Origin of the sequence: Sorangium sp. So ce1014, from assembly GCF_051521505.1 — a bacterium.
Classification (GTDB): Bacteria; Myxococcota_A; Polyangia; order Polyangiales; family Polyangiaceae; genus Sorangium.
On the sequence record NZ_CP150356.1, the window covers coordinates 1,881,390 to 1,905,303 of the forward strand.

The following is a 23,914-nucleotide window of genomic DNA, read 5'->3' on the forward strand; positions in this document are numbered from 1 at the left end:
GCGCTGGGCGGCGCGCCGCGCTGGCCCCCGGCGTCGATCGTCGTCTGTCCTCGCTCAGATGCGGCGAGCGCCCGCCCGCCCGGCACAGGGCAACGTCGCTCCTTGCGCGGACACGGCGGCGCCCCGGCTGCGCCGCAGGCCCCCGATGGCGCCGACCGCCGTGAACATCGTGAGCAGCGCGACGCCCACGAGCGTGATGGGGGACGCGTGCAGCCTCGCGTCGAAGAACTGCACAGCATAGACGAAGAGCGGCGCCGTGGCGAGCGTCAGCGCGACGACGATCGGCTCGCATCGCGCGATCCCGACCTGCAGCGCGTAGAGCGGGATGATCACGCCAAAGATCGCGATGAGGAAGATCGGGGGCAGCGTCCCGGGCGAGGTGAGCGCCGCGACGCTGCCCGTCGGGAGCAAGAGCGTCCCCAGCGCGATCAGGATGAAGAACCGCACGGCCATGACCGCGCGGGAGTCCATCGCCCTGTCATTGAGTCGCTTGGAAAAGATCGTGTTTCCAACGACGCAGATCCCGCAGAGCAGCGTCGCTGCGATCCCGACGGCGGCGCGGGGGGCGTCGATGGCGCCGACCGCCGAGTAGCCGAGCCAGGTACCGGAGATCAGGACGAACATCGCGCCGAGGATACCCACCGAGGAGACGATCTCGGCCCGAGTCGCAGGTTTTCCGGGCCGCAGGCGCTTCGCGAGCAGGATGGTCGAGAGAGGGCCGACGGAGGCCGAGATCGACGTAACTACGGCCGGCTCGAGGAACTTGAGGGCATAGTAAAACGAGAACCAGCTCCCCGCGGTCGTGAGATTGACCGCGATGACATCCGGGACAGCGCTCCGGACGCGGCCGACGAGCCTCCGGAGGGACATCGCCTGGAGTGCGACGAAAAACAGGGCCACGAGGGAGAAGCACGCCACGAGGATCAGCACCGGGTGGTAAGCCTGGAGCAGCGAGGCGAGGTATACCCCCTTGGTCGCCGATAGCAGGTTGTAGACAAGGATCAGCAGAATGCCCGTGGCTGTGAGACTCATGATTTTTCACCTTTCGACGTACCGATCGCAGAGAGGGAGAGGTCAGGGGGCGAGCGATCGGGGCGGAGGGCGCTTTGCTCCCTCGGCACCACTCACGTCCTGCATGCGCCATGCCGCTGTGGTGCGCCGGCGCGCCCTGCGGCGAGCCTCTTTTCTCCTGTTGATTCTCCTGAATTTCTCGTGACGATGCCTCCGCTCTGGTCATGTTGCGTGGCAGGCGGCCAGGTGGCCGGCGAGAAGCTACAGCGCCGTGTCCGCGCGATTGCGTGAACGCGTAATCCGACCACGCAACCCCTTGCCTGTCGGCCTCTGCTCTCCACGCGCTCGCCCCTCGCGCCGCGCCCGCCAGACCGCGCGGCGAGGGGCGCGGAGGCGGCAATCTGCGCGAGCTCGAAGCCGGCCGGCAGCCGACCCCTGGCGCTCCGTGACGCCTCTGCGCTCGCGGTATGCGGATTGCAATCAGCTGTAGTCAATCGCAATCACGTCGTTTGGGGCCTCGTCGCCGTGCTCACGGTCGAGCGCCGGAGGAGTGGATATGTCGATGAATGAGGTCACCTCGCCGAACCACGCGGAGTGCGCGGTATCCAGGCGTGGTACCACGGTGGGCTCGCTCGTCGAATGCGCCCTCCAATGCATGGCGAGCCAGAGCCTGGAGCAGGTCGTTGCGCGCGCAGTGAGCTACATCGAGGAGGACGGCGACGACCCCGCGGTCTGCATCGAAGACGCGCTGCGCGGCCTGTCTCGAGAGGAGGAGTCGCAGCACATCCCGCTCCACGTGCTCGGCAGCTCCGTGTTCGGTGCGCCGCTCGAGCTCGCGCGGAGCTACATCAGCGCCACGGAGTATCTCTTCCCGATCCTCCGCGCGTTCTGTTGCTCCCTCCCCACGCTGGTCGACGGGCGGAGCGCGCACGTGCCGATCTACCTCTTCATGCGCGACAGCCTCGCGCTATGGCCCTGCCTTCGCGCCCACGACGCCCTTCCTGCGGGGCAGCTCAAGCTCCTCTTCTACTCCAGGAGCGACGCGCGCCATGGCCGCGAGCCCCTGCTGGTCAGCCAGCGGCCGTGCGGCGGCCTCGTTGAGGAGTATGTGGCCCGGATCGACCGAGGGCTGCTCATCGACTCCGGCCTCTACGGCTCGCTGATCCATGAGATGCTCCAGTCCGGCCGCTGTACGACCGACGTCTCCGTCATGTTCTTCGGCAGCAGGAACCCCTTCGTGGCGGGCTGGTTCAACATGGCCCAGAGCGCGGCGATGCTGGACGGGAGCCCTGTAGACCTCAAGGATGTCATACGGCTCGTGGACACGATCGAGTCGCTGCTCAAGCCCTTCCGGGCGACGGAGAGCGCCCGCTTCGAGCGCGCGGACGCGATCTCGTTCATCTGCTCGATGGCGTTCATGTGGGCGTTCCACTGGTACTCGCTCGCTCCCACGGACCCACCCACCTTCAGTGGATGCCAGAACGAGCTCCGGAAGGCGAGTCAGGGCAGGGGGCACTGGCTCGTCGACCGGGCGGTCCCTCGCTGGGAAGCGGCCGACAGCTTCTTACGGGGCTGGCGCTTCGGGCCCATTAAACCCATGAACATGTTCTGCGGATTCGATCTCTGAGCCCGCGGGAGCGCAAAGACGAGGAATGATGATGCGACTTTCACGAGCGATCGACGAAGCCAACCGAGCCAGGCGAATGGGCTTGGTCCTCTATACCATCCCCAACTTCCCCGACCCGGGCTCATCGCGCGCGATTCTCGACGACCTGTGCCGCCGGCCCGCCGTCTCCATCGTGGAGACGACATTCGCGGTGGACGACTCGTTCTCCGACCATGCGAACGAGACCATCCGCGACGCGCACCGGATCGCGTCCCGCCACGAGTCCGATTACCGGGGCATCCTCTCGATGTTCCCGATCGAGAAGCCCTCGCTTTGCGTTCTCTACCAGAGGACGGGGCACGAGCACACGTTCGAGCGCGTCGCGCGCGACATGAGCGGCAGGATCGATGGCGTGCTGCTCGAGTGGAATGAGCCCGAGATCGAGCGCTACCACGAGGCCGCGACGCGCGCCGGGGTCGAGCTCGTCCAGTGCATCGGGCCATGGATGCCCGCCGCCGAGCTCGAGCACCTCCTCGGCTTCTGCTCGCGGAGCGCCCTGCTGTACCTGATGTCCGCGCCGAAGACGGGCGCGCCGCTCTTCCGCCGCGAGGAGCTGGAGGAGACCATCGCGATCGCGAGGCGGCTCCGGGCGGACATCAAAGTAGCCGCGGGCTTCGGCGTCCGCACCGCCGCCGATGTCCGCGAGCTCGCCCGGGTGGAGGGGCTCGACGCCGTCATCATCGGGACCGCGTTCCTCGAGGCGGCGCGGTGTGGGCCGGCGGCGGCCTCAGCGTATCTCGACGGGATCGAAGGAGCCCTCTGGCGATGACCGAACAGGAGCGGCTCTACCGATTCAATCACCCGCTGACGCCGGGCGACGCGGCCCCGCACCGCGCGGCAGCTGCCCTGCGCTTCGAGGAGGCCTGGATGGCACGGTGCATCGCGGGCATCGAGCAGGAGCAAGGCGACGTGCGTGCTGGGACGCTCGAAGGGTTCCGGGCGGCCCTCGACCGCCGGCTTTCGGAGGCGCGCGCCACCCCGTCCGAGGGGGCGCGGTTCGTCGCCGAGGACGCCTCGCGCGAGCAGTTTCGGGCCATCGTCCGCGAGTACGCCCTCGATGGCCTGACCGAGGCGCAGGCGATGTTCGCGGTGATGCCGCGCCTCGATCCCGAGAGCCTGCCGCCCGTGATGCGGATCCTCATCGACGAGTTTGGTTGCGGCAATCCTGCCCGGGTTCACTCCACCCTGTACCGGAATCTCCTTGCGGAGCTCGAGCTGCCCACGGCGCTCGAGGGCTACCTCCAGGAAGACCGGGTCGAGGCGGCCTTCTCGCTCGTCAATCTCTACCACTGGCTGACCAAGCGCGCGCCCACGGTGGACGCGTACCTGGGCGCCCTCGCCTACACCGAGGGCGCGATTCCCTGGAGCTTCCGGTGCTTCGTGGCTGCCTGCGAGCGCCTGGGAATCCAGAATCACGCGTACTTCTCCGAGCATGTCCACATTGACGCCTACCACGCTCGGGACGCGTTGCTCGCCCTGTCTCGCCGGCATCGCGCGCATGGGGTGGACTTCCACGCCGCCTGGCTCGGCGCCGAGCTGGCGCGCTGCGTCGGAGACGAGGCGTTCGAGCGCATCGTCCGCAGGGCGATGGGCGCGAAGGACGTGTTCCGGATCGAGGCGCGGGGAAAGAGATACTGCGTCGTCAAGGCTTGTCCGCACCGCGGGGGCGACCTGAGCAAGGGCGTCGTTCGCCGCGACGGGAAGGCGATCACGTGCCCTTTGCACGGCGCGACGTTCGCTCTGCCCTCGGGGCGTCGCCTGGGCGGTCCAGAATGCTCGGATCTGGAGGTGACGGAGGACGGCGCGGGCCCGGAGGACAGGAGGCCAGCGTGATCCGTCCACGGAGGCGTTCGTTCCGCGAGTCTCGTCGTCGTTCCCCTGCTGCCCGGGGGAGCTCCGATCTGTCTCCTCGCAGCGCGCGGGGGACCATCACAGGAGAAATGTCGATCATGTCACCGATGTGGGACGCTGCCGTTCCCTACACGAGAATCAAGCTGTGCGAGTTCGAGGCCCTGGACCCCGCGGTTGAGGCCAGCCATCTGGGGGCCGACGCGCTCGGCTTCCACCTGTTCCGTCACCAGGACGTAGACGAGAAGGTCGCGAGGTTCCGCCAGATCTTCAGGTACCTACCCGCGGGTGTGGACAAGGTCCTGCTGACGGATCTCGACGCCGAGCTCTTGGTCGGGATCCTGGGGTCGTTGCCGGTCGACACCGTGCAGCTGTACCCGGACTGGTCGCCGGCGCAGATCGTCGCGCTTCGGGCGCGGGTGCGCCCCGGGCTGCGCATCCTCAAGGTCCTGTCGGCTCAGCCGGAGGAGAACGTCATCCCCGATCATGGCGAGCTCGTGCGTATGTACGGAGCCGTGGTCGAGGGGTTCTTGCTCGATAGCTACCGGGTGGGGGGCACTGGCAAGACGGCGGACTGGGATCGATGCGCCGCGGTCGTGCGAGCGACGCCGCTGCCCTTGTTCCTCGCAGGGGGACTCACCATGGCCAATGTGGCAGAGGCGATCCGGCGTGTCCGGCCCTTCGGGGTCGACGTCGAGACCGGCGTGAGCGACCGGATCCCGAACGGCCCACTCGTGAAGAACATGGCCAAGTGCGCGCGCTTCATCGACGCGGTGCGCCGGGCGGACACAGCGCACCTGCCCTACCAGGCGACAGCGCCGTGAGCTGGCGGTTGGGTTGTCGATGTACGTGAGTCCGGCAGACGCTCCGAGGCGCCCTAGCCCGAGGGCGCTGGCTCGTTCAGGAGGCGCGGCTCGACGTCGCGCCCGAGCCACGCGCGCGCGAGCTCGGCCACCCGCGCGTTCGCCGGCACCTGCTCGATGTAGCGGAGCCGCGCCGCCGCGTCGGGGATCTTCCGGGCGCGCTCCTCGACCGCGCGCCGCGCCTGCTCGATCGCGGCCCGCGCGAGCGCCTCGTCCCCGCCGGCGAGGTGCGCCTCGGCGATCGCGAGGCGCAGCGGGATCTCGCTGTACCCCAGCGAGCCGCCGAGCGATTCGAGGCAGCGCAGCCCCTCCTCCGAGGCCTGCCGGGCGGCCTCCACGCGCCCTTCCCGGAGCAGCACCTGGAGGATCGTCCGGTGGACCAGCGGCCGGTAAAACCGGTCTCGCTGCAGGACCGCGAGCGCCTTCTCGGCCTCCTCGCGCGCCTCCGGGAGGCGGCCCCGCGCCAGCAGGACCCGCGCCAGCGCGCCATGGGCCGGCCCCACGGTCGCCTCCATGGCGCCGATCTTGATAAGCTGGTTCGCGAGCTCCGTGATCTCCTCCAGGTGCTCCGGCGCGCAGCACTCCGAGAGGAGGATCATCAGCCAGACACGGACGCTGGAGAGCGTGAAAGCATCGTTGATGCGCAGCGTGCGCGCCAGACATTCGCGCAGCTTGCGCTCGGCCTCGGCGCGCTCCCCGAGCTCCGCCATCGAGAGCGCGGTCAAGCTCGCCGCGAACTCGCGCCAGCGCCACGGGCTCGCCTGGGCGAACGCCTCCTCCGCGCGCCGCGCGTCCTCGTACGCCTGCCAGGGGTCGTCCCCGAGGAGCCGCAGGAACGTGGAACGGCTGTAGCGCAGCTGCGCGTGCGCGAGCTGCTCGCGCTCGGGGACGCGCGTCGCGAGCTGCTCCAGGCGCGCCAGGAGGCGCAGCGAGAGATCGCGCATGCCCCAGTGGCTGAGGGCCGTGATCGCCGTCGCGACAGGCATGCAGCACGCCGCCTCGGCCCCGGGCTCGGGCTCGGGCTCGCTGCTCATGATCGCGTTCACGAGCGCCTCCATGTCGTCCGCCAGGCCGAGGTGGCCTGTCATCACGACCAGCCGGCCCACCGCCCTGTTCCACGCGACGCTGCCCCGCGGCAGCACCGACAGGGCCTCTTTTCCGATCTCCAGACCCACCTGCCAGTCCTCGCGCAGGAAGCACACGTCGAGCTTCATCCCGAGGAGCCGGCCCAGGATGTCGCCGCGCGGCCTGCAGGCCATGCCGCGCTCGACGCGCGAGAGCATCCCGTCGTAATCGTTGCTCCGGTACGATTGCTCGGCCGCACGCAGGTAATTCAGGGCGGCGCGCTCGAGATCCCCGCCGAGGTGCGCGTGCTCGGCCAGCACGATGGGGTCCGCCTCCCCCGCCTGCTCCAGGTGCGCCCCGGCGAGCCGGTGGCCGAGGATCCGGTCCTGCGCCGCCAGGAGGCCGTACGCGGCGTCGCGCACAAGGACGTGGCGAAACCGGTACTCCGTATCTCCGGGGAACCGGCTGCTCCACTGCACCTCCACCATCTCGGAGCGGACAAGGCTCTCCAGCCAGCGGTCCGCCCCGTCGCCGCCGTCCGACGCGCGCTCCTGCCCGAGCATGGCGAGCACGCCGCCGCGCCAGAACGTCTGTCCGAACACGCTCGCGCTGCAAAGCACCTTGCGCGCCTGCGGCTCGAGGCACGATAGCCTGGCCTGGAGCATCGCCAGCACCGTGGCGGGCTGCCCCTCGGTCTTGCCCTCGACCACCGCGCGGATCAGCTCCTCCAGGAACAGCGCATTGCCCGCGGCCTGCTCGACGATGCGCGCCATGAGGCCGGCCGAGACCTCGACGCCGAGCACCGTGGTCACGAGCCGCTCGGCCGCCTTCCTGGTCAGACCGGCGAGAGGGACCCGGTGCACGACCCGCCCCTGCCACAGCTTCGGAAAGACGTCGTGCACCTCGCGGCGCGCGAAGGCCAGCACGAAGAACGCCCGCTCTCGCAGATCGAGCAGGGCGGCGTCCACGAGCTTGACCGTGGCCGCGTCGCCCCAGTGCAGATCCTCCAGCACCAGGAGGCAAGGCCGCGCCGCGGCCTCGGCGCGCAGCAGATCCAGGAAGGCGCGGCGGATCTGCTCGCTCATGATCTTCGGGTCGCTGCGCGCGGCGCTCAGCGAGACGCTCGGCCGCTCGACGGCGATGCCGCACAGGGCCGCGATGAACTCGCTCACCCGCTCGGCGTCGGCCGGCGGAACGTGCTGGCCGACGCGCTTCCGGAGCTTGGCCTCCTGCTCCGCGGGAGGATCCCCGACCTGCACGTCGCAGAGGCGGCGGAGCGCCTCGCCGAGCAGGCCGTAAGGCGAGCCGGCGCTCATCGGCGCGCCGCTCGCGAACAGCACCTCGACGCCGGACGATCGGGCGCGGAGGCGCCGGAGCAGCTCGTGCCGCAGGCGCGATTTGCCCATGCCGGGCGCCGCGATCACGAGCGCGCCGGACGGCGTCGCCTCCTCGATGCACCCCTCGATCGCGCCGAGCAGCATCGAGAGCTCCTGCTCGCGGCCGACGCAGGGCGTCGGGCGGCCGAGCAGCGGGCGCGACTCGTCGACGCTCGCGCGCTCGCCGGTCAGCATCAGCTGCCCGCCCAGCGTCGTGACAAGGAAGCGCGACTCGATCAGCCTCGAGCTCAGCTCGTCCAGCCAGATCCCCGGCTCGAGCGCCGCGCTCTGGGGGTCGGGGTCGACCGCCACCGTCGGCTCCGCCCCGACGCGCAGCAACGCCACCGCCCGGTCGATGGCCTCTCCGGCGGGGACCCCGCCCTGGAGCAGCCCGCGGCCGGTGGTCAGCGCGATGCGGGCATCGGGCCAGTGCTGCTGCACCTCGAGGGCGCAGCGGGCGGCCGTCGAGACCTGATCCAGCGCGCTGTTGGACGGCGACACGATCACGACCAGCGAGCCGTCCGCCAGCCACTCGGCGCGGCCCCCGAGGCGCGCGAGCCGGAACTGCAGGGCGTCGCGCGTCGGACGGGACCAGGTCTGCACCGTGGTGGGCGGCAGCGTCTCGCTGGGGCCGCCGGCGGCCCGCATGGCGAGGACGACGCTGAGCAGCTGCATCGCCTCGCCGGTGAGCACCCGGGGCGTGGGCACCGCCACGAGCGACGGCGCCGGCGCCTCGTCGTCCCCGTCCGGCAGCGCCAGGGCGGCGAGCTGCTCGCGGAGCGCCGCGGCGTCCTGGGGGCGCCGGTGCGGGTCCTTGTCCAGCATCCGCGCCAGCAGATCCGCCAGCGCGGGCGGCGTGTCGGGGCGGACCGAGGCGACCGTGGGGACGTCATCGAACAGGATCTTCGCGAGCACGCCCACCAGATCCCGGCCGGCGAACAGGTGCTTCCCGGTCAGGCACTCGAACAGGACGCACCCCAGGGCGAAGATGTCGGTGCTCGGCCCGATGTCGCGCTCGCCCCGCGCCTGCTCCGGCGCCATGTAGCCGGGCGTACCGACGAAGCGCCCGGTCCGTGTGAGCGTCATGCCGGCCACCGCCCAGCGCGCGATGCCGAAATCGAGCACGGTGACGCCGTCGACGCGCTCATCGCGCAAGAACAGGTTGCTCGGCTTGATGTCGCGGTGCACCACGCCCCGGCCGTGGGCGACGGCGAGCGCGTCGGCGACCCGCGTCAGCAGCGTCACGCACTCCGAGATGCGCAGCGGCCCGCGATCGAGGCGCTCGCCGAGGTCCTTCCCCGACAGCCACTCCATCGCGAGAAAGGGCCGGCCGTCCTGGGCTCTTCCGTGCGCCAGGTACGCGACGATGGCGGGGTGCTCGAGATCGGACAGGAACCGCGCCTCCCGCAGGAAACGCTCGGTTTCATCCGCGTGCGCGGCGTCCGCGTGCAGGACCTTGAGCGCCACCGGCGCGCCGGTGGTCACGTCCCGGGCGCGAAATACCTCGCCCATGCCGCCCCTTCTGGCCAGCGTCTCGATCAGGAACCGACCCGCAACCAGAGAACCTTCGAGGAACGACACGGATCGAGCCCTCCACCACGACGGCCGCGCCGGGCGCGCAGCGTGACCGCCCGGTGCGCAGGCGAGGATACCCAACTGGACCGCTGGGCGGTTCGGTCTTTGCTTTGCCGGCTGAAACCGCGTTGCACCGCGGCGATCGGCGCATGGGTGGGCAGACTCAAGTACAGGTGTGCTGGTGAAGGCGTGCGCGCACGCGCCTGAAGGCGTGCGTGCGCGGGGCGAGCGCCGCGGCTCGCGCGGCTCAGCTCTCGCTCGCCTCCTCGTCGGGCCCGGCGATGCCGTGGCGCTTCATGAGCCGGTAGAGAGCGAAGCGGTTCTTCAGCCCCAGGATGCGCGCCGCGGTCGTCACGCTGCCCTGCGCCTCCACGAGCGCGGCCTCGATCTCGGGGCGCCCGAGCGAGCCGGAGTCGGACGGATTGGGCGAGTTCGACCTGCCTGGATCCGTCTTGGGGCCGGTCCGGGGCTCCGTCCTGGCGTCGCCCGGCTCCGGGCGGAGCACGGCGCAGAGATCGGGCGTGAGGGTGAGGAAGTTGTCGGGGCTCGACCCGAGGGCGATCCACATGTGCCGCTCCAGCTCGCGGAGGTGGTGCGTGTAGGGGTGGCGGAGGAGCGCCTCGATGAGCGCCGGCGCGATCCGCGGCTCGGCGAGCCTGTCGTCGCGGCGCTCGAAGAAGCGCTCGGTCAGGTCCGGGCTCTCCCGCGCGGCGGAGGCGAGCAGGTGCCGCAGGAGCAGCGGGATATCCTCGCGGCGCTCCGGGAGCCCGGGGACGCTCACGCTGATCAGGAAGCGCGCCACGAAGTCGTGCTTCAGCGACTCGACGGGGCGGTTCGTCGCCGCGATGACGCGCAGATCCGAGCGGCGCACGCGCGGCTCGCCGAGCCGCTGGTACTCGCCGTCGCGGTCGAGCACCCGCAGCAGGTGGGCCTGCAGGTGCGGCGGGAGCTCGCCGATCTCGTCGAGGAAGAGGGTGCCGCCGTCCGCCTCGCCGATGAGCCCGGAGCGCTCCGGGCTGCCGACGTTGGGGTAACCCCTGGCCGTCCCGAACAGCTCGGCGTCGACGAGCCCCTCGGGGAACGTCGCCGCGTTGCGCGCGACGAACACGCCCGCGCGGCGGCGGGAGAGCGCGTGAATGGCGCGCGCGGCGAGCTCTTTTCCCGCGCCGCTCTCGCCGCGCACGAGCACGTGGTTCCCGGACTGCGCCGCGAACGCGAGGGCGCCGCGCAGCGCCCACACGGGCGGGCTCTCCCCGACGATCCCGTGGGCGTCGGCGTCGCCGAACGAGAACCGCGGCGCTTCCCTGAGCGACTGGATCACCTCGAGGCTCCACCGCCGCCGCACAACGAACAGCACCAGGGCGTTGTGCAGCGTGAGCGTGTCGCCGGCCTTCACGAGGCCCTGAGCCGCGGGCATGCCGTTGATGAGGAGGGGGCAGCGCCCGATCGATCGGACCGCGAGCTGCCCTTCCTCGGTGGGCGTGAGCTCGAGCTGGAGGCGCGAGATCCGCGGCCCCTCCAGCGGCGGCATCATGGCCCAGCCCATCGGGCGCTGCCGGTGGAAGGCGAGGCGCGGCGCGCCGTCCTGCGACTGCGGCCCGCCGCGGCCGAGCACGCAGCGCTCGTCGACGAGCGCCGCCTCCCCCACGCGGGTCGGCTCCTCGCGCGACCAGGCGATGACCAGGTGGAAGAACTCCGGGGGCGGCTCCAGGTCGTTCCGGCCCCACAGGAGGCTTCGATCGGTCAATGTCGTGGAGGACGTCACGGAGCAGATTCCGGAACGTCATTTTAACACGGCGTGCGGACACCGACATCGGTAACCTTCCGGGGCCGCGCCGGGGCTCGCGGGCAGCGGCTACGGATCGCGCTTGCCCTGGAGGGCCTCACCCGCACCTGAGCCGCGCCGGCTCTGCTCTCGACGGCGCGCGCGCGCGCCCGGCGCGGGGGACCGCCGGCTCCTCGCGGCGGGCTCCGTTCCTCTCGTGGCGGAGCGTCGATATCGTCTCGTAGACCGCCCGCCGGGCGCGGTTCAGCCCGCCGAGCGGACGGTGCGCCGGCAGCGCATGCCAGGGCGTGAACGAGAGGTTCTCCTCGAGCTCGGCCTGTCCCGGCGGATCGAGGCGCTGCGCCGGGATGATCATCGTCGCGACCTTGTAGAACGGCGACAGCTCCTCGCTCCAGCGGATCGTCGGGTCCTCGATGGGCGTCCTCTTCGGGTGGGCCTGGAGCTGCACGAGGAAGTCGAACATCCAGTCCCCCCGATCGAGCTGCCGCGCCACGGCCTGCTTGAGCGCGTCGTCGCCCGGCTCGACCTCGACCCGGGGTGAGCCGCAGGGCCGGGGGGCCACGGAGAACTTCATCGCCCGCTCGCCGAGCCGGAACGGCGTCTGGCTGAAGTAGCGGGTGTCCAGGGGGTTCTTCACCGGCTTGAGCAGGACGGAGAGGAAGTTCATGAGCTCGCGCAGGCGGAGGCGGGGCGGGCTGAGCGAGCAGAAGTACGAGAGGGGCTTTCCCGCGCTCGTGGCGGACATGAGCTCGACGTAGTCGGCGACGTTGCGCGAGAAGAACACGTCCGTGTTCCCCATCAGGAAATCCTGCGTCGTCGCGTCCTTCTCGCCGTCGAGGAGCTTCTCCCCCTCGACGCCGAGCAGCTTGATCGCCATGCAGCGGGAGTCCCGCTTCATGTCCGACTGGACGCGCGAGGAGGTCGACGAGAAGCGGACCCACGCCGGGTAGACGCGCGGCTCCCGGAAGACGCCGTGCCGGAGCTCGCCGGGCAAGCCGTCGTCGACGATGAAGTGGGCCTTCACGCAGCCGTGCGACTTCGGGTGCACGCCGCGGAGCGCCGGCGAGACGCCCGCGGGGTACGCGCGCTCGTAACTGCGCCTCATGATCTCGATGATCTGTCGGATGCTGTCTTCCTCGCCGGGCGGCGGGTATTCCTCGTGGAGCTCGAGTGTCGTGTTCATGACCAGGATCCTCGACGTCGTTGGGTGTTTCAGGAAGGCTTGGCGACCGCGCGCTCACGCGCGGGGAGCGGCAGGGCGCTGCTCGCGGCTCTCACGCCGGGCGCGACCTCCTGGCGCTTCCGGTGCTGCACCTCGTTGCGCATCTGGATGAGCCGAGAGAACGTGGTGACCCAGAAGGGGGCGCCCAGGGAGAGCATCCCGCACGAGAAGGCGAGCCCGGCCAGCCAGAACAGCGTGTCGCGGAGGAGCTGGAGCGAGGTCGGCGCGGGCGCGAGGAGATCGCCGCGGTACGCGCAGAACCGCTTGACGATCCAGCTCTCCTGCCAGCCGATGCCGAGGTTCGCCTCGTCGAGGAGGGTCGCCGTCTTCTGCATCTCGAGCCCGAGCTCTCCGAGCGTTGTGTCGGGGAGCTCGTCCGGCGCGCGCTGCGTGGACGGGCGCTCGCCCAGGCGCGTCGCGGTGGTCATCACGGTGTCCGTCTGGGCGGCCACCTGCGCGCGCGCGGCGCCGTTCTGGTGGAGCCGGGCGAGCACCTGGAAGCCGTCGAAGTTGAAGAGGACGACCAGCATCATCGCGACGAGGAGGGTCAGCCGCCGGACGCGCTGCTTGAACGTCTGAGACGCCGTGCCCTCGAGGGTGGGGAACCAGCGGCGCACGTACGCGGAGAAATGATCGAGCGTCGCGTAGCGCTTCGTCGCGCTGGAGCCGCCCTGGCCGCAGCTCACCCAGCGGCTGGGCAGCAGGAGCTCGCGGCCGTCCCCTTCGGCCGGCACCGAGGCGCCGGCGGCGATCGTGATCACGTCGTCGGCGTCGATGTACTCGACGAGGAGCGTGAGCTGCTCGGGGTCCGAGCCGTACGCGAGCTCCGCGCTGCGCGCGTGCAGGACCGGATCGGCGAGCACCTCGTGCACGAAGCGCATCTCGCAGGCCTCGTTCCTGGCGAGCGCGTCGCGCGCCGGGCGCCCGGTCGCCGGGTCGACGACGTCAGGATCCTTGTGGAACGCGCGGAACCCGTGCATGAGCGACCGCAGCATGTGAGTGAGGACCCAGGAGCGGTAACGTCCGACATTGACAATCACCTGCACGACCGCGCTCACGAACAGGCTCGCGGTGAGCATGATCATGGCGAATGCCAGTGCGGTTTCCAGGAGGGGGATCATCGCGCTGCTCCTTCTGTTCCGGTTCGGTCAAAGGGTCTTGAGGTGATCGAGGAGGGCCTCGCGGTCTTCCGGCGGGAGGTGGGCGCCGTGCGTGTGCCCCTCGTTGCCGTTGCCCGGGATCGGCGCGCCGCTGTCGTCGACGGTGCGGTAGAGGAAGAGCGCGCGATCTCCCTCCATGGGCTCGGTCGACACCCAGCCGACGTTCCGCTCGTCGAAGCGGCGGCTGCCGCGGTAGAACTGCTTCGGCCGGAACGCTCGCGCCTTCTCCGGGGCGAGCTTGCCGGGCGGCGCGGGCGGCTTGAGCAGGTCGGCCAGCGTGGGCACGGAGCCGTTGTGGAGGTAGGGGGCGCGCGCCCAGATGCCGTCGAGCGGACCGGCGAGGTACTCGCCCGCCCTCCTGACCGGGCGGAACGCGTCCTTTTCCCAGAGCTGGCGCCGCTCGCCGTACGCGTTGAGCGCGTCGGCGGCCGGCTTCATGAACGCCCTGGAGCGCTCCGCGTCGGTCCCCGTATTGATGCGATCCATGTAATGGCTGCCCTCGACCTCGTGGACCGTCCGCTTCACCGGGTCGTACATCCCGTGGCACGAGGCGCAGTGCTCGGCGAAGACCGCGAGGCCGCGCGCGGCCCGCTCGGGCGCGGGCGCGGTGAAGGGGTAGCCCGGCACCGGGAGATCGCGATCGAGCCAGCGCCCGATCGCGTCGATGGTGTCCTTGTTGAGCGACATCGCGACGGCGCCGACGCCGATGGCCGACCCGCGATTGCGGGCCTTGGAGCTCGCCGTGTTGCCGTCGACGTGGTGCCATTCGCGGACCTCGGCGCGCTGGTTCCACAGCGAGGGGAAGTCGATCTGGGCTGCTGTCTTGTCGTCGGGCGCCTTGAGGACCTCGAACTTGACCGCGTTGAAGGGGTCGATGCGCCCCGGGCCGTTGTCGGCCCGGCCGTCCATCCAGTCGGTCGTCCCTGAGCTGCCCCGGTTCTTCAGCTCGACGAGGAGGATCCGGTAGAGCGCCTGCTCGCGGGCGGTGAGCGGGGCGGCCCCTTCCTCCTCGAGCGCGGCGTCGATCTCCTGGATGAGCCGATCGCCGGTCACGCGCTCGTCCTGGAAGGCGCGCGCGAAGAAGCGCTTGAATCCCTGCAGGTCGGCGGTGTGGTTCGGCATCCCGTCGACATAGACAGGCTCGCCGTTCATGTTCAGGTACTCGCCGCGGTGGCACCCCGAGCAGTTGATGGCGACGCGCTTCAGCGCGAAGCGGGCGCGCAGCAGCGGGATGTTGAGGGTGGAGTCGGCGAGGAAGAGCCCGCGGCCCACCGGGCGCGACGTGTAATAGGTGGTGTCGTCGGCGCCGAAGCCGAAGCGATCGTAGCCGCGCCCCTTGAACTCGTCGTCGAAGATCCTCGGCATGACGCGGTAAATCCAGTAGGGGACGCCGCCGCCGAACTCGGTGCCCGTGGCGCCGTACCGGAAGCGCCACACGATGTCCTGGGGGTCGATCTCCACGCCGGGCGCTGGCAGCTCCTTGGGAATGGCTCCTTCCGAAGGGAGGTGGAGATCGACAGCGACGGTCTTTGCGAGCTGCCCTGGCCGGAAGACAAGGACGGTGAACAGCACGACAAAGGTCACGGCGGGGATGCAGAAGGCGGCGCGGCTCGTGCTGAGCCAGCCTGCGGCGCCCATGACGAGCTGCCGGATCCGGGCGCCGCTCTCGCCGGCGCCCCGGGGCGCGACCTCGATCTCTCCAGGCTGCGGGGGCGAGCTGTCGATCAGGGTGCGGGACACCTGTTCGAATTGCCGGAGGGTCATCGGAGACATGCTGCTCGGAATGCTGCGATCGTCGTCGGTGGGCATCGCGGTGCTCTCCTTGGCGGGCGCGGGGCGAGCGCGGCGTCAGTCCCCTGCGGGACTGCGCCGGGCGATACGCCTCGGTCAGCAGGGGGCGTGGGCAGCGGGGGGCGCCACGCTGTGGGTCTGCATTGCCCCAAGCACGGGGTGGGCCACCGTATCTGGCGGCGAAAATTGCGGCGTTCGGTGGGGAATACAGGGGGTGCGAACGCACCGAGCGCACGTGCACGCACGCACGGGCGCGCACGCTCTGTTCGGAGAGCCGCTCCGGCTGGACCCTGCTCCAGGTTACCTCGACGTTGCCGATCGAGGTCGCCGAGCAACGTGAATCAGACGGCCTTCCTCGGCTTCCGCACCGCGCGGAGCTTGCCGGTCGCCGGATCGCCGCACCAGAGGCGGCCGCTCGCGTCCGCCCCGACGCCGGAGAGGCGCACGCCCTCCGGCAGCGCGAGCCGGTCCAGCACCTCGCCGCGCTGGGCGTCGACGCGGCGGAGCTCCGATGGGGCGCCGTCCTCGTCGCGCATCACGCCGTGCCAGAGATCGCCGTCCGTCCACGTGACCCCGGTGACGAACCTGTCGGAGACGAGCGTGCGGAGGACGGTCCCGCGCTCGGGATCGATCTTGAGGATCTGCTTCTGCCGGTAAATGCCCGCGTAGAGCGCGCCGTCGGCCCACGCGAGCCCGGTCACGGGCCTTGCGTCGAAGCCCGGGACCTCCCCCACCGCGGCCCCCGTCCCGGGATCGATCTTGCGGATCTTGCCGCCCCCGACGACCCACAGATGCCGCCCGTCGAACGCCACCCCGGCATCGGCGGGGGCCTTCAGACGACACGTCACCCGTCCCGTCTCCGGCTCCGCGGACATGAGATCTCCGCGATCTCCATGCGCGAACCACACGTCCTGTCCGTCGAACGTGACCCCATGAATCGAGTCTACCCCGTCGAACGTGCGCTCCGCGATGATCTCGGCCTGCCGTGCCGCCATGGTCCAGAACCTCCTTCGCCGCGCGCTCTTATCCGGGGAGCGCGAGCCCGAGCAGCAACATCTGTGACGCGATCGACAGCGCCGCTCGGGGCCTCGCGTAGCGCCGCGAGGGGCCGCTGCCGGTGACCTCGACCGCGCGCGCGAGCGCCAGATCCGAGAGCGCGCGCTGCACCGTGCGCGTGCTCTTGCGGAGGGCGGCGCCGATCGCCGCGGCGCTCCACGCGGCGCCGTCGGAGAGGAGCGCGCAGATCACGGAAGCGTTGCCCGGATCGAGCGGCGCGAGCAGGAGCAGCTCGACCCCTCTGCCGAGCTCCCACCGGTACGCGTTGCCGAGCGCCTTCACGACCCCGACGTCGCCGAGCGCGGCGCGCAGGCGCCCCACCTCGACGCGCAGCCGCCGCCGGTGAGATTCGTTGGGCGTGCGCACGCCGAACGCCGCGCGCGCGAGATCGGCGCTCGCCACCGCGGCCGGGTGGGCGCGCGCGAGCGCCTCGATCATGGCGAACAGGACCGGCCGGCGCGAGAGGTCGGCGCGCGCGGCGCCGCCGTCGAGGACGCGGCGGCGGAGCGAGTCCACGACGACGCGCCCCGCGGCCGCGGCGACCAGGGCCTCGACGTCGGCGAGGCGCGCGAGCTCCTCGCGGCCGTCGCGGAGGATGCGCGCCACGGGCTCGTCGTGCGCGCGGAGGAAGCGCTCCGTCTCGGCGATGAGCTGCGGGTGCCCGCTCGTCCGCGCCCACGCCGCCGCCTGAGCTGCGGCGCGCCGCGCCGAGGACGCGCGCACGAGCCGCGCGTACAGCTCGGCGCGCGCCAGCGCCAGCGCGGCCCGGGTGAGCACCGGCGCGTCGCCCGTGACCGTGGCCTCGGCGGCCGCGAGCGCCCGCTCCGCCTCGGCGACGCGGCCATCGAGGAGCGCGGCCCGCGCGGCGCCCAGGCGGGCCCAGGCCGCGTTCGTGAGATCACCGACGCGCTCGAGGGCGTCGCCGGCCTCGACGAGCTCTCGCGCTGCCTCGCCGAGCTCCCGCTGCGCGAGCGCGATCTCCCCGAGGGCCGCGCTCGCCCGCGCCCGCTCGCGCTCCGCGCCCGCCGCCGCGAACGCCCGCGCGGCGCGCTCGAGGGCGACCCTGGCCTCCGGATAGGCCCCGATCTGCGCGAGCGCGATCCCGCGGAGCGCGAGCGCGTGGGGACCTCCGAACGGGCCGACCAGCTTCAGCGCGTCGAGCGCGTCCCCTGCCGCGAGCGCTCGGGCCGCCCGCGCGCGGAGCTCGACGGGAGCTTCGACGACCGCGTCCATCGCCGCAGCATCTCACGTGAAGCGGCGCGCGCCAACCGATCGCGACATCGATGTTGCTGTCGCGCCCGCGGGCGATGTGGTCATTTCGAAGCGTCGGCGGCGGAGCGCCGCGCGCACCGCCGGCAGGAGGAGAAGAGTCCCATGTGTCCTGCGTGCCTCGCGTCTCTCGGGTTGGTCCTCGCCAAGGCGGCATCGGCCGGCGCCGTGACCGCGATCGTCGTCAAGAAGCTCCGGAGCATGAAGGTCACCGGCGCGCCCGCCTCGAAGGGAGCGAGCCGATGAGCCGCGCCAGGGTGGTTTCGAGGGAGGAGTGGCTGGCGGCGCGCCTCGCGCTGCTGGAGAGAGAGAAGGAGCACGACCGGCGGCGTGACGCGCTGAGCGCCGCGCGCCGCGAGCTGCCGTGGGTGAAGGTCGAGAAGGCGTATGTGTTCGACGGCCCTTCGGGCAAGGCGACGCTGCGCGAGCTCTTCGGCGCGCGCCGGCAGCTCATCGTCTACCATTTCATGTTCCACCCGAGCTGGGACGAGGGCTGCAAGAGCTGCTCGTACGTGGTGGACAACATCCAGGGTGGCCATGTCCACCTCGCGGCCCGCGACACGGCGTACTGCGTCGTCTCCCGCGCGCCGCTCGCTAAGATCGAGGCGTTCAAGGCGCGCATGGGCTGGACGTTCCCGTGGGTCTCCTCGAACGAGACGGATTTCAACTTCGACTATCGCGTGTCGTTCCGGGAGGAGGAGCGCGCTCGAGGCGACATCGACTACAACTTCCAGAAGTCGAGCTTCCCCCAGCCCGAGGCTCCGGGGGTGAGCGTGTTCGCCCGCGAAGGCGACGAGGTGTTCCACACCTACTCGACCTATGCGCGCGGGCTCGATGTCCTGATCGGCACCTACAACTACCTCGATCTCACGCCGCTGGGCCGGGACGAGGCCGGGCTCCCTTTCACGATGTCGTGGGTCCGCCACCACGACAGGTACGACGCGACGTGAGGCGTCGAGCCGGGCATGCCGGGTGTTCTCCCCCGGCCCGCCCGAGGTCTCGAGCGGCCTGACCGGCCGCGCGGAGGCTCGACACCGCGTCGGCCACCCACCGCGTCGGCGCCCGATGGACCTCATGCTCGGGGCGCCTCGACAGCAGCCTCCTCTCGTGTCGGCCCGTCCACGGTCAGCACGACGCTTCCCCGCTTGCGCCCGCTCTCGACATACCGATGCGCTTCGGCGGCGTCGGCCAATGGATAGGAGCGGTCGATCACCGCGGTGAGCTTTCCGGCCTCGATCAGCTCTCGGAGGTAGACGAGGTCGTCGGGCGTCCAGTGGAAGTTGGAGGCTCCGCCGATGATGCGCTTCCCTCCCACGAGGGATGTCCAGAGCATCTGCAGGAGCTCCCGGACGCCGAACACGGTCACAAGATAGCGGCCCTTGGGACGAAGGGAGCCCTCGATCTGGGCCATCGACGTCTTGCCGATCGTATCGAAGAGGATGTCGTAGGCCTGGCCGCTCCTGGTGAAGTCTTGCTTCGTGTAGTCGATGACCTCGTCGGCGCCAAGGGACGCGACGAGGGCCAGGTTGCGTCCGCTGCAGACCCCCGTGACCCGAGCGCCGAGGGCCTTGGCGAGCTGTACCGCCGCCGTACCTACCGCCCCGGAAGCGCCATAGATGAGGACGCTCTCTCGGGGCTGGAGCTTCGCCATGTTCCTCAGGTACACAAGGGCGGTCAGCGCCCCATTGGGGATGGAGGCCGCCTGTTCGTGGCTCATATTTCTCGGCTTGGCGGCCATGACCGCATGCTCCGGGACGCATTTGTACTCGGCGTGGGCCCCGAGGCTCGTTCCGGTGTAGCCAAAGACAGGATCCCCCTTGCGATAGCGGGTGACGTCCCTGCCCACCGCCTCGACCTCTCCCGCGAACTCCATGCCCAGGATCGTCTTTCTCGGTCGTCGAAACCCGAAGAGCAACCCGATCGGGAGCCAGAGCAGGGGCGGATGCTTGAACCCCCTCATCTTCGGATCCTCGGCGCTCACCGTGGTCGCGTGGATGCGGACGAGCACGTCACGGTTCCCGGGAGCGGGCTTGTCCACCTCCGCGAGCTGGAGGACGTCCGGAGGACCGTACGCGGTGAAGACGACTGCTTTCATCGGAGAGCCTTTCGGTCGGGGGCGCCGCCGGGCGCACGGATGCGCCGCGGCCGAGCCGGCCGTGCGCCATGCCGGTGCGCCGATTCTCCCCATGATGGCGCCCGTTTCCGCATGCTGCCGCTCCAGGACGGAGCATCTCAGCTCCGAGCCGGCGGCTTCGATGCGACAGCGCGCCGGCAGCGACGACAGCTCCGGCGCGACGGAGGCTCGAGACCTCTGTCGAGCAGCGCTACGTCACGTGCGACGGCGGGACGCCGAACCGCTCGCGAAACGCGGCCGCGAACTTGCTCGGATTGACGTAGCCCACCCGCGCGGCCACCTCGCTCACGCTGTACCGGCGCTGCCGCAGGAGGCGATGGGCCTCGTCCAGACGCCGGTCGCGGAGGTAACCGTAGACGGTGTCTCCGAAGAGCGTGCGGAACCCGGCCTTGAGCTTGGCTTCGTTCAGCCCCGCCAGGCGGGCCAGGTCGGGCAGCCGCGGCGGGTCGTCCATGCGGGCGAGCACGATCTGTCGGGCTCGCTCCAGGCGGTCCATGTCGTGCGCCGAGAGCACCGGCGACGCCGCGCGCTCGCCCTCCTCGAGGCGGTCCACCATCACGGCCAGCAGCTCGAGCCCCTTCGCTTCGAGGTACAGCTGGCGCGAGGGGCCCCGGGCATCACAGTGGACGATCTCGTCGATCAGCTGGAACAATGCCGGCACGACGGGCTGGGCATCGGTGGGATAGGCGCGTGGGCTGGACAGCACGCGCTCCACCGCGACGGGCAAGACCTGCGTACCGAGCAGCTCGCTCAGCCGCAGGCGATCGATCTCGAGCGAGAGTTGCTCGTGATCCCTGTCGACCCCGCGCTCATCGAAATCGAACTGCAGGCGCACCGGTCGCCTGATCTGGCTGACGTGGAACGAGCCCCCCTCGAGGTGATGGCGTTCCCCGTCGCTTGTCGTGAGCCAAGGCCCAGGTCCCCGCGTCACGATGAACTTGAGCCGCGAGGCCCCATGGTCGAAGGCCATCGACCACGGGCGCTCCCACCGGAGCTTCGTGACCGTCAGCCCGATGCCCGAGCGCAGCGCGGCGGACCGGGTGAACCCCGAGCGGTCCAGGAGGTTCCAGCCCATCTGCCGCTCCACGGGGCTCAGCGTTTCGACCGCCGTGGCGCCGTTCAAGACCCGATCCGCGATCCGATCGAGGTCCGCTTGGCTGCCGTCGAGGGTCACCGCGCCCATGTCCTGCAGCCTACCATGAGCCCTCACCGCCGGTTGCCTCTTGGTGGGGGGCGGTCCTCGGCTCCCGCCTGTCCGATCAAACCACTTCACGGAGTGGGCGTGCCGAAGCGATATCCCGAGATCGAGCGGTACGACCGGGGCCTGCTGGACGTGGGGGACGGCCACCGCATCGGGGACGAGAGCCGCCGCCGGGGCTTCTCGTGGCGCCCCACGCGGTTCACGAGGCTGCCACCCGCCATGGCGCCGCCACCTGCCCGACGGCACGCGTCACCCCGGAATCCCTCGACCTTTGCCTCCTGAACCCCTGGTACGCGATCTGCCATGAGCGCCGCGCATGGGAGACGCCGACATCACCTTGCGCCACCTCGCCCGAAGGCGCCCCGAGGACCTGGTGCGCGCCCTCGTCCCCGAGGGGCCCACCATCGAGGTCCTCGGCTGGGTCGACAGCCAGGTCACCCACATCGAGCGCCGTCTCGATAAGGCTTTGCGCCTGCGGGTCGGCGGCGAGCCGCGGGTGCTGCACGTCGAGTTCTGCTTCACGCTCCGCGACGACGTCCCGGATCGCGTGTTCGAATACCTCGGCTTCCTCTTCGCCGCGCTCCGCCTCGAAGCCCCCGGTGAGCCGGTGCCGCCGATCGAGAGCGTCGCCGTGGTCCTGTCGGGCCGCAGGCGGCGGCTGCCGGCGACGGGCAAGCGCCGCATCGCCTGGCCGGGGCGGCCGTTCAGCGGCGCGCGCTTCCGGGTCGACGCCGTTTACCAGCGTACGGTCTCCGAGCTCCGGTCGCGGGGCAGCGTGCTCTGGCTGGTGTTCACCCCGCTCGCGCGTAACGCGACCGCGGCGGCGCTGCGGGACATCGTCAGGGAGATCCATGCGGGGGCGAAGACCGCCGAGGAGCGGGCCGAGCTGTACACGGCGCTCCTGGTGATGGCGACCATCGATCCCTGGGGGCATAATCTGCTGAAGGAGCTCATCGTCATGGTGGAGGACAAGGAAGAGGGGCTGCTCCGGCGCACGCCGATCATCGGAGAGATGATCATCGAGGCCGAGCGACGGGGAGAGGAGCGCGGCGAGCGACGGGGAGAGGAGCGCGGCGAGCGACGGGGAGAGGAGCGCGGCGAGCGACGGGGAGAGGAGCGCGGCGAGCGACGAGGAGAGGAGCGCGGCGAGCAGAAGGCGATCGCGGAGCTGCTCGGTCGGCTCTTCGCGCGGCGGATCGGGCGACGACCGACGGCCGAAGAAGAGCGCTCTATCGTCGAGCGAGCCCGCGCGCTCGGTCCGGGCGAGGTCGAGGATGCCTTGCTCGATCTTGACGGCGAGGCGCTGATTCGCTGGCTTGCGGAGCCGATTCGCCCATCGTAGCTCCCGCAGGAGGAGTGTTCTCCGCGCGCGGGAGCGCCGCTGCGACCCGATCCACGTTGGGGTAGCCGCTGGCTCTAGCGGGGCGGCGATCGGCGCCGGGCGGCGGTCAACCGCTCCGGCGGGACGCCTGTCGCCGGCGTGCGTCGCGCTCCTGGACGCTCTGGCTCGCGGCGTCCTTCAAGCTCCGCTTCACTCTAGCACCGCTCGATTTCCCCTGACGATGCTGACGACGAAGCCGTGGCTCAGCCCGAGCGCGTGCGCAGCGCCGCGAGCGCCGCGTCGAGGACCTCGGTCTCGCGCTCGACGAGCTCGACGTCCAGCTCCGGGGGCGCGGTCTTGCGGGCGCGCTTCTCGGCCTCGGCCATGCGCCTCGCGTCGTCGGGCGCCTCGACCCAGGGGCGGGTGAGGCGCTCCGGGCGCACCAGCGGCATGGAGGGCCGCGGCCCCGCGGTCGCCTGGCGCCCCTCCTCGGCCGCGATCTCCAGCAGGCTCTCGCGGCTGATGCTCACCAGCTCGAAGCGCAGCGCCTCGGGCATCGAGCCGGCGCGCGCCGGCTGCCGCAGCTCGGCCTCGATCGCCGCCAGGGTCTCGTGGCCCACCGACGCCATGCCCAGCCGGATCTCGGGCAGCGACGGCTGGACGCCGATGTCCGGCAGCGACGCGGAGGGCTGGGGTGAGGCCGCGGGCGGCGGGGGCGCGTCGCGGAGCATCACCGGGCGCGCCAGCGAGCGGGGCGGCCCGCCGTTGGCGAGGAGGGCCAGGCCCGCGACGGCGCTGCGCCTGCCGGCCGGCGGCGGCGACGGCGTGGCGCGCTTGGAAGGCGACGGCGGCGCGGCGCGCCTGGAAGGCGACGGCGGCCGCTCGCAGGAGGCCGCGACCGCGCAGGGGGACGGCGGCGGCTCGCGGACCTCGGCGACCGGGCGGCGCGCCGAGGGAGGCGCCGCCTCGATGCGCGGGCGCGAGGCCGAGGAGGGCGCCGCCTCCCCGCGCGGGCGCGAGCGGGTGCGCCGGTGCCCCTTGCGGACCGGCTGCGGCTCCGCCGGGGTGCCCTCGTCGATGGCGCGCAGGCCGCGCTCGATCGCGGGCAGCACGCCCTCCCGCTCCGCCCACGTGGGCATGACCACGCAGAGGATCACCTCCGCGGCCACGCCGAAGTACAGGTCGACGGGCGCCGCGCCGCCGTACGGCACCAGGTCCTCGCGCGACAGCTCCACATGCCCGAGCCGGCCCCGGTCTCCGAGGCTCAGCGCAGCCTCGACGATCCGGCTGCGGCCCTCCTTGGACATGTCGCACGGCGCTCGTCGGGTGACGAGCTGTCCCCGCCGAGTGATCACGAAGGCGAAGTCTGCTCCCGCTGCGACGTAGGTTCGGTCCGAGATCGCGTCGAGATCCACCACACTCGCACCCTACACGATCCAGGGCGGCAGCGTCCGATGATCGTGGTAATCCGGGGCAATCAGGCCCCGCACGAGCGAGAAATTGCCGGCGCTGGTTGGAAGATTGCCAGTAGGGTGCAATGCGCCGCGCTGCCTGCGGAGTCTCCACGGCG

Annotated in this window: 18 protein-coding genes; 7 read left to right on the forward strand and 11 right to left on the reverse strand. The window is 71.2% G+C overall.

Going from position 1 to position 23,914, the window contains the following annotated elements:
* Window positions 1-54: 54 nt before the first annotated feature.
* Window positions 55-1,032: a hypothetical protein gene (locus tag WME75_RS07170; RefSeq protein ID WP_437487588.1), complete on the reverse strand. Its 978-nt coding sequence runs from the start codon at window positions 1,030-1,032 to the stop codon at window positions 55-57.
* 535 nt (window positions 1,033-1,567) lie between these two features.
* On the opposite strand from WME75_RS07170, the gene WME75_RS07175 reads away from it, so the two are divergent.
* The 4 genes from WME75_RS07175 (at window position 1,568) to WME75_RS07190 (ending at window position 5,349) form a co-directional block, all read left to right on the forward strand.
* A complete protein-coding gene (locus tag WME75_RS07175) occupies window positions 1,568-2,638 on the forward strand; it encodes a hypothetical protein (protein ID WP_437487590.1) in 1,071 nt (356 codons plus the stop codon).
* Between the two features lie 31 nt (window positions 2,639-2,669).
* Window positions 2,670-3,446: a tryptophan synthase subunit alpha gene (locus WME75_RS07180; RefSeq protein ID WP_437487593.1), complete on the forward strand. Its 777-nt coding sequence runs from the start codon at window positions 2,670-2,672 to the stop codon at window positions 3,444-3,446.
* Entirely contained in the window at window positions 3,443-4,510 is a 1,068-nt protein-coding gene (locus WME75_RS07185) for an iron-containing redox enzyme family protein (protein ID WP_437487596.1), read from the forward strand. Before WME75_RS07180 ends, WME75_RS07185 begins: the two co-directional genes overlap by 4 nt.
* A gap of 116 nt (window positions 4,511-4,626) precedes the next feature.
* Window positions 4,627-5,349: a phosphoribosylanthranilate isomerase gene (locus WME75_RS07190; protein WP_437487599.1), complete on the forward strand. Its 723-nt coding sequence runs from the start codon at window positions 4,627-4,629 to the stop codon at window positions 5,347-5,349.
* A 53-nt stretch (window positions 5,350-5,402) separates the two neighbouring features.
* Here the strand turns inward: WME75_RS07190 and WME75_RS07195 are convergent, their stop codons facing one another.
* The 7 genes from WME75_RS07195 to WME75_RS07225 form a co-directional block, all read right to left on the reverse strand.
* Window positions 5,403-9,410 (reverse strand): serine/threonine-protein kinase, encoded by a 4,008-nt coding sequence (locus tag WME75_RS07195; protein WP_437487602.1) that lies wholly within the window; start codon window positions 9,408-9,410, stop codon window positions 5,403-5,405.
* A gap of 241 nt (window positions 9,411-9,651) precedes the next feature.
* Window positions 9,652-11,151 (reverse strand): sigma 54-interacting transcriptional regulator, encoded by a 1,500-nt coding sequence (locus WME75_RS07200; protein ID WP_437487605.1) that lies wholly within the window; start codon window positions 11,149-11,151, stop codon window positions 9,652-9,654.
* 136 nt (window positions 11,152-11,287) lie between these two features.
* A complete protein-coding gene (locus WME75_RS07205; protein ID WP_437487608.1) occupies window positions 11,288-12,373 on the reverse strand; it encodes a catalase family protein in 1,086 nt (361 codons plus the stop codon).
* Window positions 12,374-12,402: 29 nt separating this feature from the next.
* The gene (locus WME75_RS07210; RefSeq protein ID WP_437487610.1) at window positions 12,403-13,497 is read right to left on the reverse strand and encodes a hypothetical protein; all 1,095 of its coding nucleotides are present in this window, start codon (window positions 13,495-13,497) and stop codon (window positions 12,403-12,405) included.
* Between the two features lie 63 nt (window positions 13,498-13,560).
* Window positions 13,561-15,381, reverse strand: a complete 1,821-nt coding sequence (locus WME75_RS07215; RefSeq protein ID WP_437487613.1) for a hypothetical protein — start codon at window positions 15,379-15,381, stop codon at window positions 13,561-13,563.
* Between the two features lie 323 nt (window positions 15,382-15,704).
* Complete coding sequence (locus tag WME75_RS07220) at window positions 15,705-16,358, reverse strand: Vgb family protein (protein WP_437487616.1); 654 nt, start codon at window positions 16,356-16,358, stop codon at window positions 15,705-15,707.
* 28 nt (window positions 16,359-16,386) lie between these two features.
* Window positions 16,387-17,652, reverse strand: a complete 1,266-nt coding sequence (locus WME75_RS07225; protein WP_437487619.1) for a helix-turn-helix domain-containing protein — start codon at window positions 17,650-17,652, stop codon at window positions 16,387-16,389.
* A 141-nt stretch (window positions 17,653-17,793) separates the two neighbouring features.
* On the opposite strand from WME75_RS07225, the gene WME75_RS07230 reads away from it, so the two are divergent.
* Complete coding sequence (locus tag WME75_RS07230) at window positions 17,794-17,934, forward strand: hypothetical protein (protein WP_437487622.1); 141 nt, start codon at window positions 17,794-17,796, stop codon at window positions 17,932-17,934.
* Window positions 17,931-18,638, forward strand: a complete 708-nt coding sequence (locus WME75_RS07235; protein WP_437487625.1) for a DUF899 domain-containing protein — start codon at window positions 17,931-17,933, stop codon at window positions 18,636-18,638. Before WME75_RS07230 ends, WME75_RS07235 begins: the two co-directional genes overlap by 4 nt.
* 122 nt (window positions 18,639-18,760) lie before the next feature.
* On the opposite strand, the gene WME75_RS07240 is transcribed toward WME75_RS07235, so the two are convergent.
* Both WME75_RS07240 and WME75_RS07245 read right to left on the reverse strand, forming a co-directional pair.
* Window positions 18,761-19,783, reverse strand: a complete 1,023-nt coding sequence (locus WME75_RS07240) for an NAD(P)-dependent alcohol dehydrogenase (RefSeq protein ID WP_437487628.1) — start codon at window positions 19,781-19,783, stop codon at window positions 18,761-18,763.
* Window positions 19,784-20,012: 229 nt separating this feature from the next.
* The gene (locus WME75_RS07245) at window positions 20,013-21,005 is read right to left on the reverse strand and encodes a helix-turn-helix transcriptional regulator (RefSeq protein ID WP_437487631.1); all 993 of its coding nucleotides are present in this window, start codon (window positions 21,003-21,005) and stop codon (window positions 20,013-20,015) included.
* A gap of 334 nt (window positions 21,006-21,339) precedes the next feature.
* Here WME75_RS07245 and WME75_RS07250 point away from each other — a divergent pair, with 334 nt between their 5' ends.
* Window positions 21,340-22,365, forward strand: coding sequence for a hypothetical protein (locus WME75_RS07250; RefSeq protein ID WP_437487634.1), 1,026 nt, complete (start codon window positions 21,340-21,342; stop codon window positions 22,363-22,365).
* 242 nt (window positions 22,366-22,607) lie between these two features.
* On the opposite strand, the gene WME75_RS07255 is transcribed toward WME75_RS07250, so the two are convergent.
* Window positions 22,608-23,762, reverse strand: a complete 1,155-nt coding sequence (locus WME75_RS07255; protein WP_437487637.1) for a hypothetical protein — start codon at window positions 23,760-23,762, stop codon at window positions 22,608-22,610.
* Window positions 23,763-23,914 lie beyond the last annotated feature (152 nt).

What these genes read in the sequence shown, in the direction of transcription:
- WME75_RS07170 (WP_437487588.1), bottom strand. Translation starts at nt 1,032, where the DNA reads ATGAGTCTCACAGCCACGGGCATTCTGCTGATCCTTGTCTACAACCTG.
- WME75_RS07185 (WP_437487596.1), top strand. Translation starts at nt 3,443, where the DNA reads ATGACCGAACAGGAGCGGCTCTACCGATTCAATCACCCGCTGACGCCG.
- WME75_RS07210 (WP_437487610.1), bottom strand. Translation starts at nt 13,497, where the DNA reads ATGATCATGCTCACCGCGAGCCTGTTCGTGAGCGCGGTCGTGCAGGTG.
- WME75_RS07205 (WP_437487608.1), bottom strand. Translation starts at nt 12,373, where the DNA reads ATGAACACGACACTCGAGCTCCACGAGGAATACCCGCCGCCCGGCGAG.
- WME75_RS07180 (WP_437487593.1), top strand. Translation starts at nt 2,670, where the DNA reads ATGCGACTTTCACGAGCGATCGACGAAGCCAACCGAGCCAGGCGAATG.
- WME75_RS07250 (WP_437487634.1), top strand. Translation starts at nt 21,340, where the DNA reads ATGGGAGACGCCGACATCACCTTGCGCCACCTCGCCCGAAGGCGCCCC.
- WME75_RS07175 (WP_437487590.1), top strand. Translation starts at nt 1,568, where the DNA reads ATGTCGATGAATGAGGTCACCTCGCCGAACCACGCGGAGTGCGCGGTA.
- WME75_RS07190 (WP_437487599.1), top strand. Translation starts at nt 4,627, where the DNA reads ATGTCACCGATGTGGGACGCTGCCGTTCCCTACACGAGAATCAAGCTG.
- WME75_RS07215 (WP_437487613.1), bottom strand. Translation starts at nt 15,381, where the DNA reads ATGCCCACCGACGACGATCGCAGCATTCCGAGCAGCATGTCTCCGATG.
- WME75_RS07245 (WP_437487631.1), bottom strand. Translation starts at nt 21,005, where the DNA reads ATGGGCGCGGTGACCCTCGACGGCAGCCAAGCGGACCTCGATCGGATC.
- WME75_RS07230 (WP_437487622.1), top strand. Translation starts at nt 17,794, where the DNA reads ATGTGTCCTGCGTGCCTCGCGTCTCTCGGGTTGGTCCTCGCCAAGGCG.
- WME75_RS07235 (WP_437487625.1), top strand. Translation starts at nt 17,931, where the DNA reads ATGAGCCGCGCCAGGGTGGTTTCGAGGGAGGAGTGGCTGGCGGCGCGC.
- WME75_RS07220 (WP_437487616.1), bottom strand. Translation starts at nt 16,358, where the DNA reads ATGGCGGCACGGCAGGCCGAGATCATCGCGGAGCGCACGTTCGACGGG.
- WME75_RS07240 (WP_437487628.1), bottom strand. Translation starts at nt 19,783, where the DNA reads ATGAAAGCAGTCGTCTTCACCGCGTACGGTCCTCCGGACGTCCTCCAG.
- WME75_RS07225 (WP_437487619.1), bottom strand. Translation starts at nt 17,652, where the DNA reads ATGGACGCGGTCGTCGAAGCTCCCGTCGAGCTCCGCGCGCGGGCGGCC.